General features: G+C 69.7%; 15 protein-coding genes. 7 read left to right on the forward strand and 8 right to left on the reverse strand.

Going from position 1 to position 17,778, the window contains the following annotated elements:
• Positions 1-16: 16 nt before the first annotated feature.
• Both ACMTAK_RS42850 and ACMTAK_RS42855 read left to right on the forward strand, forming a co-directional pair.
• Entirely contained in the window at positions 17-1,603 is a 1,587-nt protein-coding gene (locus ACMTAK_RS42850) for a wax ester/triacylglycerol synthase domain-containing protein (RefSeq protein ID WP_413811127.1), read from the forward strand.
• A gap of 218 nt (positions 1,604-1,821) precedes the next feature.
• Positions 1,822-2,856, forward strand: coding sequence for a beta-ketoacyl-ACP synthase III (locus ACMTAK_RS42855; RefSeq protein ID WP_413811128.1), 1,035 nt, complete (start codon positions 1,822-1,824; stop codon positions 2,854-2,856).
• 94 nt (positions 2,857-2,950) lie between these two features.
• Here ACMTAK_RS42855 and ACMTAK_RS42860 read toward each other — a convergent pair whose 3' ends face one another.
• Complete coding sequence (locus ACMTAK_RS42860; protein WP_413811129.1) at positions 2,951-4,312, reverse strand: NAD(P)/FAD-dependent oxidoreductase; 1,362 nt, start codon at positions 4,310-4,312, stop codon at positions 2,951-2,953.
• A 531-nt stretch (positions 4,313-4,843) separates the two neighbouring features.
• On the opposite strand from ACMTAK_RS42860, the gene sigJ reads away from it, so the two are divergent.
• The 3 genes from sigJ (at position 4,844) to ACMTAK_RS42875 (ending at position 7,224) form a co-directional block, all read left to right on the forward strand.
• Positions 4,844-5,734, forward strand: coding sequence for an RNA polymerase sigma factor SigJ (gene sigJ / locus ACMTAK_RS42865; protein ID WP_413811130.1), 891 nt, complete (start codon positions 4,844-4,846; stop codon positions 5,732-5,734).
• 90 nt (positions 5,735-5,824) lie between these two features.
• Positions 5,825-6,763: an NADP-dependent oxidoreductase gene (locus ACMTAK_RS42870; RefSeq protein ID WP_413811131.1), complete on the forward strand. Its 939-nt coding sequence runs from the start codon at positions 5,825-5,827 to the stop codon at positions 6,761-6,763.
• 5 nt (positions 6,764-6,768) lie between these two features.
• Positions 6,769-7,224: a cupin domain-containing protein gene (locus ACMTAK_RS42875; protein ID WP_413813167.1), complete on the forward strand. Its 456-nt coding sequence runs from the start codon at positions 6,769-6,771 to the stop codon at positions 7,222-7,224.
• A 135-nt stretch (positions 7,225-7,359) separates the two neighbouring features.
• On the opposite strand, the gene ACMTAK_RS42880 is transcribed toward ACMTAK_RS42875, so the two are convergent.
• The 7 genes from ACMTAK_RS42880 to ACMTAK_RS42910 form a co-directional block, all read right to left on the reverse strand.
• Entirely contained in the window at positions 7,360-9,324 is a 1,965-nt protein-coding gene (locus ACMTAK_RS42880) for a SpoIIE family protein phosphatase (RefSeq protein ID WP_413811132.1), read from the reverse strand.
• Between the two features lie 119 nt (positions 9,325-9,443).
• A complete protein-coding gene (locus ACMTAK_RS42885) occupies positions 9,444-9,905 on the reverse strand; it encodes a YkgB family protein (protein ID WP_413811133.1) in 462 nt (153 codons plus the stop codon).
• 732 nt (positions 9,906-10,637) lie between these two features.
• A complete protein-coding gene (locus ACMTAK_RS42890) occupies positions 10,638-11,435 on the reverse strand; it encodes an SDR family NAD(P)-dependent oxidoreductase (RefSeq protein WP_413811134.1) in 798 nt (265 codons plus the stop codon).
• Positions 11,436-11,519: 84 nt separating this feature from the next.
• The gene (locus ACMTAK_RS42895; RefSeq protein WP_413811135.1) at positions 11,520-13,208 is read right to left on the reverse strand and encodes an L-lactate permease; all 1,689 of its coding nucleotides are present in this window, start codon (positions 13,206-13,208) and stop codon (positions 11,520-11,522) included.
• Positions 13,209-13,420: 212 nt separating this feature from the next.
• The gene (locus tag ACMTAK_RS42900; protein WP_413811136.1) at positions 13,421-13,609 is read right to left on the reverse strand and encodes a 2-hydroxymuconate tautomerase; all 189 of its coding nucleotides are present in this window, start codon (positions 13,607-13,609) and stop codon (positions 13,421-13,423) included.
• 35 nt (positions 13,610-13,644) lie between these two features.
• Complete coding sequence (locus ACMTAK_RS42905; RefSeq protein WP_413811137.1) at positions 13,645-14,532, reverse strand: halocarboxylic acid dehydrogenase DehI family protein; 888 nt, start codon at positions 14,530-14,532, stop codon at positions 13,645-13,647.
• Positions 14,533-14,845: 313 nt separating this feature from the next.
• Positions 14,846-15,580 carry a GntR family transcriptional regulator gene (locus ACMTAK_RS42910; protein WP_413811138.1) on the reverse strand — a complete coding sequence of 245 codons (735 nt, stop codon included), beginning with the start codon at positions 15,578-15,580 and terminating at the stop codon, positions 14,846-14,848.
• A gap of 379 nt (positions 15,581-15,959) precedes the next feature.
• Here ACMTAK_RS42910 and ACMTAK_RS42915 point away from each other — a divergent pair, with 379 nt between their 5' ends.
• The gene (locus tag ACMTAK_RS42915) at positions 15,960-16,121 is read left to right on the forward strand and encodes a hypothetical protein (RefSeq protein ID WP_413811139.1); all 162 of its coding nucleotides are present in this window, start codon (positions 15,960-15,962) and stop codon (positions 16,119-16,121) included.
• Positions 16,118-17,764: a GMC family oxidoreductase gene (locus ACMTAK_RS42920; RefSeq protein ID WP_413811140.1), complete on the forward strand. Its 1,647-nt coding sequence runs from the start codon at positions 16,118-16,120 to the stop codon at positions 17,762-17,764. Before ACMTAK_RS42915 ends, ACMTAK_RS42920 begins: the two co-directional genes overlap by 4 nt.
• Positions 17,765-17,778: the final 14 nt, after the last annotated feature.

The following is a 17,778-nucleotide window of genomic DNA, read 5'->3' on the forward strand; positions in this document are numbered from 1 at the left end:
CCTGCCCCGCGCCTGCTTGGAGAAGACCGTGTCTTCACGCCCCACCCCGGTAGATCTGACCATGCACCACATGGCACAAGTCCATCCCTCGATCGCTCAGACCGTCGGAGTCGTGCTGCACCTCGAAGGCACGCCCCCACCTCTCAAGGAACTCCTCGGCCACCTTCAGGTGAACCTGCACCGTTTGCCCCGTCTCACGCATTACCTCCACGGCTCGGGGCTCAAGGCCCGATGGCAGCACGACCCTGCTCCCGACCTGAACACACGCGTCATGGAACGCGCCATCCTGCCCGGGGACGAAACTCTCGACGCGGTCCTTCAGGAACTCGTGACCCACCCGCTGCCCACCCATGGCCCGCTGTGGGACGTGTCGCTGATCACCGGCTACTCACCCGGCCGCTACGCCATCTGCTGTCGCGCACACCACAGCACCCAGGACGGCATGGGCCTCCTCAACACCCTTCAGACCCTGTTCGGCGCAGCCCCTTCACTTACCGCCGAATCCGAATCCGAACCCGAACCGCGCCCCGAAGCCCTCAGCTACCTCGGCGCCATGCGCGACACACTGGCCGCCTGCGCCGCGGGCGGCATCTGGAACGACCCCGCGCATCCCCTCACGGGCAAGCGCATCACCAGTTGGTCACACGTACCCACCCAGCAGCTGCGCACCGCAGCCATCCCCCACGGCGGTGACACCAACGACGCCTTCCTCACCGCCCTGAGCGGAGCCTTGCGCACCTGGTGCTCCGAACACTGGCCACGGGGTGCCGGTAAACCGCTGCCGGCCATCACGATGGTCAATCTGCGCCGACCGGCGGAGCGAGACCGACCCGGCAATCTGTTCACGTTCGCACCCGCACCTCTGCCCTGCCACGAGCCGGCAGTCGACATCCGCCTCAAACACGTCATCGCCGCCACCAAAGCCGTCAAAGACCCTTCACGGCGAGCCGCGATGCGCGTGCTGATGGATCGCACGCCAGCGCGGATCTTTCACTTCTTGGCCACCCGGCTCACCACCCCGGACAGGGCAGCCATCAGCACCTCTTACGTTGCCCTCCACCGGCCGCTGGTCTACCGGGACGATCCCGTCACCCGTATCCAGCCGTTCAACTGGCTCCCGCGTAACCAGCCCGCATCCATCGTCGCCTGTAGCTACAACGGCACCACCAGCGTCTGTTTCATCACCGACGCGGCAGCCCCCGGCCTGCACCAACTCCCGTCCCTGTTCGAAGAGGCAGTACGAGAGCTCTCCACCCAGCCGAGCGGCGCGCAAACCCACGTCCCTCCCGAACAACCGACGGCACCCGGCAAGGGAGAAGTCCCGGCCTCGCCCACCGGGGCGGACGGCGGACCCCCCGTCGCCATCGACTTCCCCTACATCAGGAACATCCTCGTCGATCAGGCCGCCCTGCCCCCGACGCCGATCACTCCGGAGGCGACACAGGCCCAGGCGGGCATCGACTCGATGGCCATCACCGTGCTCTCCATGACACTCGAGGACCGCCTCGGCCTCGTCATCGCCGAACGTGAACTCGCGCAAAGGCCCACCGTCGCCGCACTCGTGGATTTCGTTGCCCAGCGCGCCGCCGCGCACGTCCGCTGAGCGCCGGCGGGCGTCCACCATCCGTCAGCGTCTGACGGCCTCGGCACAACGAGCCTGGACGACCACCCCCAGCCGCGCCCCGGCCCCGTCATGCGGAACGCAATGACAAGGGCTCGGGGACGACCCCGAGCCGGCCGTGAAAGGACCGAGAGGACACACCGATGACGTATGACGGACCCAACGCCGCACCCACTCGGCGCGACAGCCCATCGTCACGTGTGGCGGCGCGGCTGATTGGGCTGGGGTCCTGGCTTCCATCCCGTGTCATCACCAATGCCGACCTCGCCCTCACCCTGGACACCTCGGACGAGTGGATCCGAACGCGTATCGGCATTGCCACACGACGTATGGCCGACCGTGACACAGCCACCAGCGACATGGCCGTAGAGGCCGGATCTCTTGCGATGAAGTCCGCGGAGGTGGCCCACGTCGACGCCGTGGTGCTGGCCACCGCGACACCCGATCACCCTGTGCCCAGTACCGCGCCGGTGGTGGCCCACCGCCTCGGCCTGCCCTGCGTCCCGGCCTTCGACGTCGGCGCCGGCTGTTCCGGTTTCCTCTACGCAACCACGGTCGCCGCGGGACTCATCCACTCCGCCACCGCCCAAACCGTCCTGGTCATCGGTGCGGAAACAATGTCGGCCATCACCAACCCCACCGACAGAACCACGGCACCGATCTTCGGCGATGGCGCGGGAGCAGTCGTTCTGACGGCGGGCCGGGCAGAGGACGCGGGGGCACTGGGACCGGTCGCATGGGGGAGCGACGGAGCACACACCGAGGCTCTCTGCATCCCGGACGGGGGCTCGCGTCATCCCTCACCGGGACCGACAGTCAATGACAGTGGCCGGTACGTCCACATGCGGGGCAATGAAGTATTTCGCCACGCGGTGCGCCGTATGAGCCAGGTGGCAAAGGACGCGACCTCGGCCACCGGGTGGGGCCCCGAAGACATCGACCGGCTCATCGTCCACCAAGCCAACGCGCGTATCGGCGCAGCGGTGGCCAACGCCCTGGGCATCCCATCGGATCGTGTGCCATCCAACATCAGCCACGTCGCCAACACCTCCGCGGCTTCCATCCCCCTGCTGCTCACACACGCCGCGGCCCAAGGGCAACTGGTAGCAGGAAACCGAGTCCTCATGGCCTGCTTCGGTGCCGGGTTCACCTGGGCAGCCTCCACCCTGACGTGGCCGAAGAACCTCAAAGCCCTCGCTGGGAACGCCACTGCCCCCGGATGCGCCATCACGTAACCCCGGATGTGGCATAAGTTACGGCGCCCGTCGACCGGGGACGAAGAGCCGTAGCCGCCACACGTGACGCCCACGACATGCCGGGTCGGCGGCGTTAGCCCTGGTCGGCGTTGAGTGAGGCGGTGTGCTCCCGCACCTGCTGCGGTGTCATGTAGGCGTCGGTGTGTTCGAAGTGCCGCAGCGACGGCTGTTCCTCAGCGAGGAACCCGATCCGTACGAAGTCGTCGCCCGCGACTGCGTTCAGTATCCAGTTCGTCAGCGCCCGCGCCTTGGCGACATTGGTGCGCATCGCCCCCACGTGGTATCCCCGGGCCACCGCCTGCGCGGGCATCCCGTGCAGCTCGATGCCCACCGGCTTGGCGACCGCGTCCCTGCCGCCCAGGTCGACCACCAGACCGAGGTCCCTGTGCCGGTAGGACCGAAGGGGCTCGCCGCGGAGCGCGGCGATGACGTTGTCCGCCACTGTCCTGGCCTGCCGGTGGGCGTGCTGCGCAGTGGGCGGGCAGACCGCGCCGTCGCCTCCCTCCAGGTCGGGTACGGCGGCGCCGTCGCCCAGCGCGAAGACGCCGTCGAAGCCGGGCAGCGTCATCTGCGCGGTGACGGCGAGCCGTCCATGTACCGTCTCGGCCCCCAGCGTTCCCACCAGCGGGCTGGCGACCACTCCCGCGGTCCAGATCAAGGTCCGGGAGGGGACGACCCGGCCGTCGGTGAAGGTGACCTGGTCCGGCCTCGCCTCGGCGACGGACACGCCGAGCGAGATATCCACCCCGCGCCGCTGAAGCACCTCCATCGCGCTGCGGCCGAGCTTGTCGCCCAGCTCGGGCATGAGTTTCGGCGCGATGTCAATCAGGTGCCACCTGATCAGGTTTGGATCGAGCCGTGGGTAGCGCCGCACCGCGTGGGTGGTGAGCCGCTGCAGGCAGGCCGCCGTCTCAGTGCCCGCGTAGCCGCCTCCGACGACAACGAACTGCAGCCGGGAGACCTTCTCCCGCTCGTCGACAGCGGCATCGGCCAGGTCGAGCTGGGCGATGACGTGGTCCCTCAGGTACGCGGCCTCGGCGAGCGTTTTCATGCCGCGCGCGTGTTCCTTCAGGCCGGGGATGTCGAAGGTGCGGGTCACGCTGCCGGGCGCGAGCACGATGTAGTCGTAGCGCTCGTTCGTCAGTTCCCCGGTGATCCGGCGGACGACGCAGACCTTCGCTCGGGCATCCACGCCGATGGCGAGGCCCGGGATGATCCTGGTTCGGTACCTTCCGCGGCGCAGCGAGAGCGCCACCGACTGCGGAGTGAGCACGCCCGCCGCGACCTGCGGCAGCAGCGGCAGATACAGCTGGTAGGAGACCGGTGTGACGAGCGCGATGTCCGCGTCGCCGGGAGCCAGCCGGCGCTCCAGACGGCCTACGCAGGCGACGCCCGCGAAGCCTGCGCCCACGACGAGAATCCTGAGGCGCGCCACGGTGTCCCTCCCTTCTCGGGAGCTGCGTTTGCGGGACGCCGACTCATCGCGGTCGGCTTTACAAGGCTCCGGGATTCGGTTCCTATCACCCATCCTCGTGGCTCACGGCAAGATGTGCGCGTCGGCGTGAGGAGGCTTGGGCCCCAGCGACAGCTCCGGGAAGCGAACCGGGGCTGGTCGCGCCTCCGCTGTGGACCCGGACGGCAGCCAGGGAATTCCGGGGCTTCCTGGCGGTGCACTTCGAAGAGCGGCCCAGTCTCCGACTTGGGTTCTCACGCTTGCCGTCACGACCGAGCAGGCGGGGACGGCCGGGTGGACTGCCCGCGCTGCGGTGGGGCAGCGGGAGGGCGAGCGGGGCCCGATGGTGTCAGGGGCTCACTGGGTCCGGCCGAGACCCCTCGGTGGGGTCCGCGGCAGACCGCGCACATGGTCGCGGCGCCTGGTGTCCGCCCGTCCTCGGGTGCGGCGCACCGCGGATCACGAGGTCGGATGGCTACTCTGGATCCGCGAGCTGGAGGAGGTCGCGTCTGTATGGGTGACGGGCACGCGCCGGGGCTGTCCGGGCGGGAGGACGTGCTCGGAGCCGACTGGGGGAGCCATCGGCCCGCGGTCTTCGGTGTGGCCTACCGGCTGCTGGGGAGTGTGGCCGATGCCGAGGACGTGACCCAGGATGTGTGGCTGCGGGCGGCCGGAGCGGATCTGGGGGAGGTCGGCGATCGGAGGGCCTGGTTGGTCACGGTGGCCGCGCGGCGTTCGTACGACATCCTCAAGAGCGCCCGTTTCCGCCGGGAGACCTATGTCGGGCCGTGGCTGCCGGAACCGCTGCCGACGGGGCCGGACGCAGCGGAACCGGTCCTTGTCGACGAGTCCGTCAGTTCGGCGATGCTTCTGATCATGGAGGAGCTGAGCCCGCCGGAGCGGGTGGCCTTCGTCCTGCACGATGTCTTCGGTTTTGCGTTCGGTCGGATCGCCGAGGTGCTGGATGCTTCCGTGCCGAGTGCCCGGCAGCTCGCCTCGCGGGCACGGCGGCGGGTGGCCACGGCGAAGCAGCCCATGCCGCAGACGCCGAAAGCGGAGCGTGAACGCGTACTCGCGGTCTTCCGCGCCGCGTACGAGGCCGGGGATCTGGCCGGCCCGGTGAGGCTGCCGCACCCGGACGCTGTCTACGTCACCGACGGCGGCGGCAAGGCTGCCGCGGCGCGCGAGCTCATCCATGGTGGTGAGCGCGTCGCCGAGGTGATGGTGCGGGTGGGCCGCCAGTGGCGTCCGGACCGCATCGACCTTGTCGGGTTCGGTGGCGAGCTCGCCCCGGTGTTCCACCGGGAGGACCGTGTCTACTCCGTGGACCCGCTGCAGATCACAGACGGTCTGATAACCGCGTACCGCAGGGTCGGCAACCCGGACAAGCCTTCTCACCTCTGAGCCCCTGCTGCGTTACTCCGCCGACGAGCCGCGATGAGCCCTGTGTGAAGGGGCTGCGCGCTCATGCGCCCTTCTCCAGTAAGGACCTTTATGCAAGCCATCACTGTTCGAGACCGTGACGCCGGTCTCGCCGGGCTGTCCCTGACGGACATGCCCTACCCCCACGCGGCCGAGAACGACGTCATCGTGCGGGTGCACGCCGCGGGCTTCACCCCTGGGGAGCTGGACTGGCCGCGCACATGGACCGATCGCGCGGGCCGCGACCGGACGCCGAGCGTGCCCGGGCATGAGCTGTCGGGTGTCGTCGAAGAGCTGGGGTTCGGCACCACCGGCTTGAGTGTCGGGCAGAGGGTGTTCGGCCTGGCGGACTGGGCCCGCAACGGCTCGCTCGCCGAGTACGCCGCGGTGGAGGCCCGCAATCTCGCGCCGCTGCCGACGGACGTGGACCACATCCTGGCCGCCGCACTGCCGATCTCCGGGCTGACCGCATGGCAGGGCCTGTTCGACCACGGCCGCCTGGCCATGGGCCAGACCGTCCTCATCCACGGCGCCGCGGGCGGCGTCGGCTCGATCGCGGTACAGCTCGCCCGCGAGGCCGGCGCCCGGATCATCGGCACCGGCCGGTCCGCCGACCGGGACAGGGCGCTCGCGCTGGGCGTCGACGCCTTCCTGGACCTGCGGACCGAGAAGCTGGAGGACGTCGGCGAGGCCGACGTCGTGTTCGACGTGATCGGCGGCGACACCCTCGACCGCTCGGCCGCCCTGGTCCGGGCCGGCGGCGCGTTGGTCACCATCGTCATGCCGCCCAAGGTCCGGCCCAAGGACGGGCGGGCCGTCTTCTTCGTCGTCGAACCCGACCGCGCCCGGCTCAGCGACCTCGCCACGCGAGTGAGGGACGGCCGGCTCAAGCCCGTCGTCGGCGCCGTACGGCCACTCGCCGAGGCAGCCGCCGCATTCGCCCCCACCACCCGCACCCCGGGCAAGACGATCATCCACGTCGCGGAAGACCGAACAGGAGCCCCATCGTGACCGGAATGCGGATCGCCGGTGGCCTGCTGGCCGTCGCCACGCTGACCGCGGCCACGGGCTGCACCGCCGCGGACCAGCCCGCCCACGCCAGGACGCCCGCCGCGGCCGTGACATCGAAGCACCCCACCGAAACCGTCAAGCCCCTGCTCCAGCAGGCCCTCCCGAATGTGAAGGGCAAGACGTTCACCTCGGTGGTCGTCGACTTCCCGCCCAACGCACGCGCGATGCCGCACCGGCACGGCAAGGCGTTCGTCTACGCCTACGTCCTCGAAGGCACCGTGCGCAGCAAGCTCGCCGGCAAGCCCGTGCGCACCTACCGCCAGGGCGAGACTTGGGTCGAGCGGCCGGGCGCTCACCACGTCCTGACCCAGAACACCAGCCGGACCGAACGGGCCAAGCTCCTGGTGGTCTACGTCTCCAACACCGGAGACAAGCTCAAGGTCGACGACCCGAGGTCGTAGCCCGTCTCTCAACGTCTCTCACGGCGGCGCAAGGCGACCCGAACGCATCGAAGAAACATGACCAACACGATCCGCGCCTCCCGGATCACCACACGCTACGGCGCGGGGCGAGGCCGCCCGGGCACACGCGGACCTCTAAGCGCGCCGGATCACCAGTACGGCCACGTCGTCGAGGTGATCCACCGCGACCGCGGCGTCGAGGATTCGGTCTGCCGTCGCCTCGACGTCGAGGTGGTCGTGGAGGGCCTGGCCGGCCAGCGTTCCCGCTCGTTCCAGTCCGGCTTCCAGGGTGAGCCCCGGCCCTTCGACGACGCCGTCCGTGACCAGGACCAGCGCGGTGTTCTCTTCCAGCGTGAAGGTCTCCTCGGGGTAGTCGGTCTCGGGCACGACTCCCAGTACCGGCCCGCCGGAAAGTGTGCGGATGTCGTGGCTGCCGTCGTCGCGTGCCAAGAGCAGCGGCACGTGGCCCGCGCTGGTGCCGATGACCTGTCCGTCACGCGGATCGATGCGCAGCATGGTGCAACTGGCGAAGCGTGGCGTGTCCATGGTGACGAGCAGCTCGTTGGTGCGTGTCAGCACGGCTCCCGGCCCCGGTTCGTGGGTGGTGATCGCGCGCATGGACGAGCGCACCTGTCCCATGAAGGCCGCGGCGTCCACGTCGTGCCCTTGGGCGTCGCCGATCTCCAGTGCGACCGCACCGTCGGGCAAGAGGAACGCGTCGTACCAGTCTCCACCGATATCGAGCCCGTGCCGGCTGGGCTGGTAGCGGGCGGCGATCTTCAGGCCCGGGAGGTGGTCGGGCAGTGTGGGGAGCATGCTCTGCTGGAGCGCTGTCGACAGGTCGATGTGGGCTTGTTGCAACCTGATGCGCCTGAGTGCCTGGCCTGCCAGCTCGGCCAGAGTGGTCATGAAGGCGAGCTGCTCCGGGGACGGTGGGCGCTCGCTGTCGTATGTCACCGCCCAGGCCCCCAGCGGCCGGTCGCCCACCGGGCTGAGGGGGGTGATCGACATGGCGAGGTCGGGGCCTTGCCGCCGGAAGGGCAGGCTGTCTTCGTGCGGCCAGCGACGGGCGAGCTCCTCCTGGCTGGGGAAGAACTGCGGCTGGCCGGTGCGGATCGCACTGGGCAGCGGACGGTCCTCATCCAGCGACAGGCCGTGCAGGGCGTCGGCCTGCCACGTGGGGATCTGGGCATCCGAGGAAACCCGCAGGCGCCCGTCGTCGACGAGCGCGAAGAGGGCGCCGGTACCGCCGAAGGCCGCGGCCAGCCGGGTCAGGACGACCTGCTGCAGTTCCTGCTCGGTGGCGGCGGTGAAGAGGGCGGAGGAGAATGCGGCGATCTCCTCGGTGCGCTGCCGCTCAGCACTCACGGCGGCCAGCATTTCCTCCCGGTGCGCCTCCATCCGGGTGTCGTCGCGGATCACCCCGAAGACCCTTTCGGGACCGGCATACCCCAATGTGACCCTGCGAGTCTGGCTGGCCAGTACGCGCCAGCCACCGTGCTCGGTAAGGAACCGCGACCTGATCCAGGGGGACTGGGCGGCGTCCGAGCGCAACAGCTGCCGCAAGCCCTTGCGGTCATCAGGGTGGACCTGCCGGATCACCGTGGACAGGGACACGGACGCTTGCGGGAAAAGCGCGGCCAGAGCGGGTGCGCCGCCCATCCACTCCACCTGGTGCTCATGGGGCGAACACATGCACAGGCCGAGGCCGGCGGACCTGGCCGCAAGCTGGAACGGGATCAGCAAACCGCCCAGGTCGTGCTTTGCGTCCAACGAGTGCACCCACACAAGCTGCTCGCCACCTGCGGGATCCCTGACTGGCCGCGCCTCGACAAGGCAGACCACAGATGCTGTGCCTGTCCCGGGGAACTCCAGCACACGCATCGCAAGCCTCTTCGTCGTGGCCCCGTGCGTCAGCAGGTTTTGAGCCGCGAGGCGCTGATTGTCGGGCAGGAGATCGCTGAAGGCGCGGCCTACGCACTGTTCCCGCGGCCTGCCCAGCGCCGTGGCCATCGCGGCGTTGAGGCGGCGGATGGTGCCATCCAGGGTCAGGAGAGCCGACGGGGTAGCCCTCTCAAGGAGTTCATCCGATGCGTCCATCTGCCGCTCCCCGGGAAACCTCGAGCGAGACAACGTCAACCAGTGCGGCGGCCGAAGCTGAGCTGAGCGGTGGCTCAGCTTGCAATTTCATAAGGGCGAGCAGTACAGGTGGCGGTGGACTACGCGCGCTGTACGGTCTGCAGAGATTCGGCAGCCGTGAGCAGGGAAGCCCCCAGCAACACGATGTCTTTCACCAGGAACTGGCCGGCGAGAGAGAGCTTTGGTTCTCCGCGCCTCTCCTGCCATGCCTCGGGCGTTGTGGCCAGGAAACTGAGAGTCGTGGCGAATATCCCAGCGGCCCCCAGGCTTCCTAGCGCCGAGGCTCTCGGCGCGAACGGTCTCGCCGCAATCAGCGATCCCGCAACCATCTCTGTGACACCGATGACCCTGGCCAGTTTTTGTTCGCCGAGTCCGGTGAGGAGTCGCGAGAATACAGGGCTCGCGGTGACCAAGGGCCGAATGTTCTCGACCTCGTAACTTTCGAACTTGAGCCGCCCAATCGACAGGAGATTGAGCGCCAGTCCATAGCGGATCGTTGAGAATCCTGTACTCTGAAGGCCTTTACCGACCGTGGAACGCATTCTCATACGGGTGTCCCTTCACATGCGCACCGAAGAACTCCCTACGTATGCTCAGCGTACGCCAGGTCCCACCTACTGGCACGCCGACCCCGGAGCCTTTTCCGTATTTTCCATTAAGAGGATGCCTTATCTGGTGAAGTGCGGGTACTCAATCCACGCCCTCCGACGCCCTCGCGCGATTACTTCGCTTTATTGCCCGCGGAGCGCAGGTTCCCGGGTTCTCGCAGGCCACGCCGACCCGGGCGGCAGCGTCGTTCCGGAACCGCTTCCGGAAGGCAACGAGCAGCATCCGGTCCTGGAAGGCAGGCTCCACGGCCGGCCCCGGCGTACTTCGTCGGCGCCCCCCACGACGCAGCGCGGTCACCAACTTGCCGAAGCAGCGCGAGCGGGAGGGCCGCCGCCCGTGCCGGGTCCAGGCCTCGGGCAGAGGTGCCGCGTCCGCGGCTCACAGCAGCACCTGCTCGGCCCACAAGCCGCTGTGACCGGGCAGCGGAGCACCGTGGGCCGGCACCGGGTCACCCACGGCAGGGGCCGTGACGCCCGGCCCCACGGCGACGACACGACCTGCGCCCCCCACCCCGAGGGCCGCCGGAAGGCGCAGGCCCACGTCCCCTTTACCGGAGGCAAGCAGCTGGTCCCAGGCGCCGACCCGGCCGTCCCGGCCCGCGCGCCCCCGGACGCCGGGGCCCCGACCGCGCGATCCGCGGCCGGGCCCTTCGGCTTTCGGAGAGGTCAGCGGCCCGGGTCGAAGCGGCCGTCCATGATGGTCCAGCCCGCGTCGACCACCAGATTGGTGCCGGTGACGTAGGACGCGGCGTCGCAGGCCAGGAAGGCGACCGTGGAGGCGACCTCGTCCGCGCTGCCCCAGCGGCCGAAGGCCGTGTGCGCGCTGTACGCCTCCCTCGTCTTGACGTCGTCCCACAGCGGGCGGGTCAGCGGGGTGTCGATGACCCCTGGGGCGATGGTGTTGACCCGTACGCCCCGCGGGCCGACCTCCGTGGCCAGTCCCCGCACCATCTGCAGGATGGCCGCCTTGGTGGACGCGTACACTCCCAGACCGGGCTCGACCATCAGCGCCCGCATCGACGAGCAGGCGATGAGGCTGCCGCCGCCCTGCTCCGCCATGACGGCACTCGCCTCCTGGAGGAAGAAGAACGTGCCCTTGAGGTTCAGATCGACGATGCGGTCGAACTCTTCCTCCGTGTACGCGGCGAGCCGCTTGCGGATGTTGATCCCGGGGGTGGTGACGCCGATGTCGAGCCGGCCGTAGGTGTCCACGGTGGTCCGTACGGCCTCGGTGACCTGTCCGCGGTCGCTCAGATCCGCGCCGACCCCCTCCGCCGTACCGCCCTCGGCGACGATGCTCTCAGCGGTGGTCTTGGCGCCGGCGCCGTCGAGGTCGGCGCAGATCACTCGGGCGCCGAGACCGGCCAGCATCCGTGCCGTGGCCTCGCCGAGGCCGGACGCCGCCCCCATGACCAGGGCCGATTTGCCGGTGAGGTCGAACAGGGCGCGGTACCGATTCGTCATCGTGGTGTCTCCAGTGGTGTGCGGTGAGGGATATGACAGAAGTGGGTGTGGACGGGGGAGTGGGGCCGGTGCGGCGTTGCGGGCTCAGGGAAGCATCCAGCCCAGGATCGGAGTGGACTGGAGCAGGACGATCAGCGCGATCAGTGTCAGCAACGCGAGGCTGTAGCCGATGACCTTGCGGAAGATATCGCCCTCCTTGCCCTGGACACCGACCACCGCGGCGGCGATCGCCAGGCTCTGCGGGGAGATCATCTTGCCGACCACCCCGCCGGAGGAGTTGGCGGCCGCCATCAGGTCGAGGGACAGACCCGTCTGCTGCGCGGCGGTGACCTGAACCGCTCCGAAGAGGGCGTTGGAGGAGTTGTCCGACCCGGTGATCGCGACCCCCAGCCAGCCGATGACGGGGGAGAACACGGCGAACGCCGAGCCCATGGCCGCCAGTCCGCGGCCCAGGGAGCCGGTCTGTCCGGACAGGTTCATCACATAGGCCAGGCCCAGAACGGACAGCACACAGACGATCGTCCAGGTGAGTTGCTTCACCGTGGTCCCGTAGACGCGGGCCGCTTCCCCGGGGCCGATCCGCAGCAGCAGAACGCTGATCAGCGCGGACACGAACAGTAGCGTGCCCGCCGCGGGCAGGAAGTCGAAGGTGAAGACGGTGGCGACGGGCGCGCCCTGCGCTCCGGTGATGTTCAGGCCGGGCCAGTCGAAGTGGAGGGCGGCAGAGCCGAGAAGCTCCTTCACGGCGTCCGACTGGGCGATGACGAAGACGGCGATCACCGTCACATACGGGAGATAGGCGAGGATCACGCTCCGTCGGCTGTCGCGCGGCACGTCGGCGACCGGCGTGGGCGCGGCGTCAGCCGGGTCGCCGGGCGCTCCGCCCGCGGCCACGGCAACCGATGACGCGGCATGGACCGGTGGCGCGATGCGCACGGAGCCCGCTTCCGTGAGTGCCCGGACCGGCCGCCAGACGCGCAGGAATCCGACCAGGGCCGTGGCACAGCACAAGGCCGCTCCGATGTCGGCGAGTTCGATCGAGACGAAGTTGGCGAAGACGAACTGTCCGAGCCCGAAGGCCAGTCCCGCGACCAGTGCGGCGGGCCAGACCTCTCGTAGACCCCGGCGGCCGTCCACGAGGAAGACGAGCACCAGCGGGACGATCGTCGCGACGACCGAGGTCTGGCGGCCGATGATCGAGCCCAGCGTGTGGAAGTCCCGTCCGGTCACCTGCGCGAGCGTGGTGACCGGCGCGGACAGCGCGCCGAACGCGACCGGTGCCGTGTTGGCCACCAGAGACGCCACGGCGGCGCGCAGGGGCGGCAGCCCCAGGCCGACGAGCATGACGGCGCTGATCGCCACGGGAGTCCCCGCCCCGGCCAGCGCTTCGAGGAGCGCACCGAACGCGAAGGCGATGATGATGACCTGGATCCGGTGGTCGTCGCTGATCCCGGCGAAGGATCTGCGCAACACCGCGAAGTGCCCGGTGCGTTCGGTCAGTCTGAAGATCCACAGCGCGTTCATCAGAATCCAGATGACGGTGAGGAAGCTCGCCGCCGCCCCGTAGCCGGCGGCGCTGAAGGTCTGGCCGACCGGCATGCGATAGACCGCGAACGCGATGACGATCGCCGTTCCGAGGGCGGCCGGCCCGGCCCAGTGCGCCTTCCACCGGAGCGCGCCGAGGAGGACGAAGAGAACGAGCAGGGGGAGGGCGGCGACCGCCGCGGAGAGGCCGAGCTGTCCCCATACGGGATCGAAGTTCTGCTGGTACATGGACACCCCATGGAAGAGTCGGAAGACCGGGGCCGTCCGGGCAAGGAGCGGTCGCGATGGCGGAGGTGCTCCTTGGCCGGGGGATGAGGGGGCGGTGATTCCTCGGTGACTCGAGCCTTCACGCCTCGGTGCGGCGAGTGCGGGTGTCAGGCGATGGAGTGTTCCGCCGGAGGGCCGTACGCAAGAGGTACGTACCGGGAGACGCGTGCGGTCTACGCGGGGGGAGCGGCCAGTTCGCCGCCCAGGGCGAGCTGGTCGTGGGCCAGCTCGGTGAACTGGACGCGCACCAGATGGCGAGGCGCGCCGAGGACCTCGACCACGGCGTCGGTGACGATTTTGGCGAACTCCGCGCGCTGCTCACGCGTGCGGCCGGCCAACAGCTCGATCGTGATGTTGGGCATGGCTCTCCTGAGGTCGGGGGATGTGCGGGCGGGGATTACGCGGACGCGATCGGGTCCGTTTCCCCGAGGAGCGCGAGCACGGCAGCGGTGTCCAGGAACAGTGCAGGGATCAGCCGGGTGCGGAAGAGGGCGAGGATGGCGCGGGCCTCCTCGGCTGCCGAGGTGTCGATGACCGGTACGGGGAGCGTGGTGGCCAGGCCGGTGGCCGTCGTGAGGAGCCGCCGGCGCGCGGCGGCGTACCCGGCATCGCGCGCGACCGGTCCGAGGTGATCCCACGCCCCGGTCATGAAGGCGGGCCAGTTGCCGAGCGCGCGGTAGAAGCTCAGCACGCGGGGGTGGTCGTGGGTGGCCCGGATCTCCTCGTACACGTGCGCCAGTTCCTCGGTCGGCGAGGTGCCGTCCGGGGTGACGTTGACCGTTCCGGGCCGGATGCCACGGGGGCCGGGGTCGGGTGCCTCCGGACGGGCCGCACGGCCGCCCACCGTGAGACCCCCGTACCAGCACGACGTCAACAGCAGGACGGTGGGCAGGAGTTGGTGGAAGGTGATCGTGTAGCGGCGGATCAGGTCGGTATCGGCGTCGTCGGCACCGGTGCGGAGCGAGGGATCCGGCGCGGGAAGCAGCTCGGCCGGTACCCGCAGGGCCGCGGCGGCCTCGCTGAACGCGGGCGAGCCGAGGACCGGCTTGAACGCGTTCCACGCCGGTACGAGATAGTCCGGCCAGTTCGCCAGGGCCGGGAAAATCGGGCTTACGAAGGGCACGCCGAGGTATCCGGGCACCTCTTCCAGTACCGTGGCCGCCTCGGGGGTCAGATCCGGCTTGGCGGGCAGTGTCGGCAACAGGGCGGCGCCGCGCTCGGCGTCACTCCGCTCCCTCGCTGCGGCCGTTTCCGAGTCGATCGCTTTCGAGTCGGTCGTCTCCACATGAGTCACTTTGTGCTCCGGCCCTTTCGTGTCGATGTCCTTGCAGCTCCCCGCGGACGGCCCGCGCGCCGGCTGACTGCGTGATCGGCGTCCTGGGGGGCGCACCGGAACGGCGCCGCGGCACCCAGACTGCATCCTGTTTAGGATACAAACTTGGATCCAAGGCAACAAGCATGTGTTTCACGTGAGTTCCGGCACCGCCGTCCGGGCCGGTCCCGCGGATCGGGTCAATGCGGATCGGGTCAATGCGGATCGGGTCGATGTGGATCGGGTCAATACGGGCGCTGCCCCGGCCTCCGGCGAGATGCGCGGCTCAGGAGAGGTGAAGATTCCCCGGCGCCCGTACGGCGTCCATCCTGCGCGACGCCGCGGCCTGCACATCCTCGACATGGAGCCTGGCCTGACGCTCCGCCTGCTCGCGGTCACGGTCCAGCAGGGCGGCGATGATCTTCTTGTGGCCTTCGACGCAGATGACGGCCTCGTCCCGGGTGAACAGGGCGGCCATGTTGTAGGTGATACCGAAGTCCCGGTTGCGCAGCCACTCGTCGAACAGCCGCTGGTTGGCCGAGGCCCGCACGATCGTCTGATGGAACTCCCGGTTCAACAGGCCCAGTTCGGCGCCGGGCCTTGCCACATACTCCTCGACCGGGTCCTCGTAGAAGGCGGAGATCACGGCGAGCTGCTCCTCGGACGCGCGCACGGCCGCCAGTCCGGTGGCCATCGCCTCCAGTGCGCAGCGCACCTCGTAGATTTCGCGGATCTCGTCCGGCGTGTGCTCGCGTACAACCCAGCCCTGCCGCTCGCGCACCACCAGGCCCTGGTCGACCAGGCGCATCAGGGCGGCCCGTACGGGCGTCCGGCTGGCATTCAGCTCCGAGGCGACCTCGTCCTCGGGGAGCCGCTGGTTGGGACGGTAGACCCCCTGGAGGATGGCGGCGCGCATGTGTTCGTACGCGCGGTCGCTGAGGGACTCCCCGCTCCCGGCACGGGGGCGCCTGCCACGAGTGCTGGTCTCCCGCGTGCCCGCCCGCCCAGGTCGCTCGACCATTGCCTCTCCTCCGCCGCGTCCGGACCACAAGTATTCCAGGTCGGCGAAGGGACGCTGCGGGCCCTGGGCGTGGTGAGGACGAGGTGGTCGTTGTCGACGGCCGGGCCGGACCTGTCCGAGCGCGGGGATGAGGGCGGTGACGTAGTCGGACCCGCCGTCGTCTTTCGCGCGTCGCGCGGTGGTCACACGCGTCATGTCGATGTCCGTCATGAGCCTTGCCGCTCTTCCGTTCGGGGCAGTACGCTCCCGGCAGAATTGAAGTTAGTTCAACCTCCGTCTTTCGCGTGCGATCCGGCGCCCGGGTCGCCGTGGGACGACGACCCTCACGGCTGTCCGACCCGACCGATCACGCGCAGCATCGCGCCAAGGGGAGTCGCACATGTCCACCCAGTTGACCGATCCTTCGCCGTACCGCCTGTCCGAGTCCGCAGCGAGGCGTCCACGACGGCCGCGCTTCGGCCACGTCGTCAGCAGTGAGACCGTCGCCTCGCTCGACGAGGCGACGATGTCCAGCGTGTGGATGGAGGTGGGGGCACCATGACGCCGACAGTGGAAGCCGACTGGGTGGTCGTCGGCGGCGGCAGCGCCGGGAGCGTGCTGGCGGCGCGTCTGAGCGAGGATCCGGCCAGCGAGGTCGTGCTGCTGGAGGCCGGGCGCGACTGGCGGCCCGCCGACGCCCCACCGCAGTTGCGCAGCATGAACGGCTGGCGGGCGTTGGACGAGACGGCCTGCGCGGAGTTCCAGTGGCCAGGTCTTACGTCACGGCGCAGCCGCGCACAGGCGCCGCGGCCGCATGTGCGCGGACGGGGCCTCGGCGGTTCGTCGTCGGTCAACGGCATGATCGCCGTCCGGGCCATGCCGGACGACTACGACCGGTGGGCGGCGTACGGCTGTCCCGGCTGGTCGTACGCGGACATGCTGCCGTACCTGCGACGCATGGAGAGCGACGCGGACTTCGGCGACCGCCCTCACCACGGCGATCACGGACCCGTACCGGTGCAGCGGCTCGGCCGCGAGGACTGGGGCCCCGCCGACCACGCGCTCGCCGAGGCCGCGCTGGGACGTGGCCATGCCTGGTGCGACGACCACAACGGGCCGGCGGGGACCGGTGTCTCGCCGTACGCCATCAGCTCCCGCGACGGTGCGCGGGTCACGACCAACGACGGATACCTCGAGCCGGCCCGACAGCGCCCCAACCTGCGGGTGTTCGGCGGCGCGACGGTGGACACGGTGCTCGTCGAGGGCGGCAGGGCCGTCGGGGTGCGGCTGCGGCGGGGGAACGACTGGACGGAAGTCCGTGCCCAGCACGTTGTCCTATGCGCCGGAGCGGTGCACTCTCCGGCGATTCTGCTGCGGTCCGGCATCGGACCGGACGGCCCCGTGGCGGCGCTCCCGGTCGGGGAGGGGATGCAGGAACATCCTCTGGCGCTGTTCTGGCTGTACGCCCGGCCCGGGGTCCATCCCGACGTCGATGCCCGGCAGACCAACTGCTGTCTGCGCTACTCCTCCGGACTCGAGGGAGCGGGTGAGAACGACATGATGATCGTCTCGATCAACCAGACGCTCGCCCTGCCGAACCCCGGCGACTCCCATCTCGTCGCGGAAGGCACCGGCGGAACCTGGGGCGGCGCAGGCGGCGGCCACACCGTGGGCGGGCCCGGCCTGCTCTGTCTGTGGGCGAACCGGCAGTTCTCGCGCGGCGTGCTGCGCCTGGCCTCCGCGGACCCCGACGCGCATCCGGTGATGGACCAGGATCTGCTGAGCCACCCCTCGGACCTCGTCCGGATGCGTGACGGCGTCAGGCACTGCGTGGAGTTGCTGCGCAGTGGGCCGTTCGACACCGCCTTCGAGCACATCGCCATCGACATCGCCGGCCGGGGCCTCGACACGCTGTCCGACGACGCGACGATCGACCGCTGGCTGATGGAGACCATCGGCGACACCGGCCACATCTGCGGAACCTGCCGCATGGGCGCACCCGACGACCCCCGTGCGGTGGTCGATCCGTCCGGCCGCGTCCTCGGCGTCGACGGGCTCTGGGTCGCCGACGCCTCCGTGTTCCCGGAGGTGCCGCGGGCCAACACGAACCTGCCGACCATCGCCGCCGCGGAACGGCTGTCGGACCTCATCCGCGGACGCCTCGCCGGCCCCGTCGCGGGCGAGAGCGCCGTCACCCCGGCGTAGTCACGATCATGACA

Origin of the sequence: Streptomyces lacaronensis (assembly GCF_047337785.1) — a bacterium.
Lineage (GTDB): Bacteria > Actinomycetota > Actinomycetes > Streptomycetales > Streptomycetaceae > Streptomyces > Streptomyces lycopersici.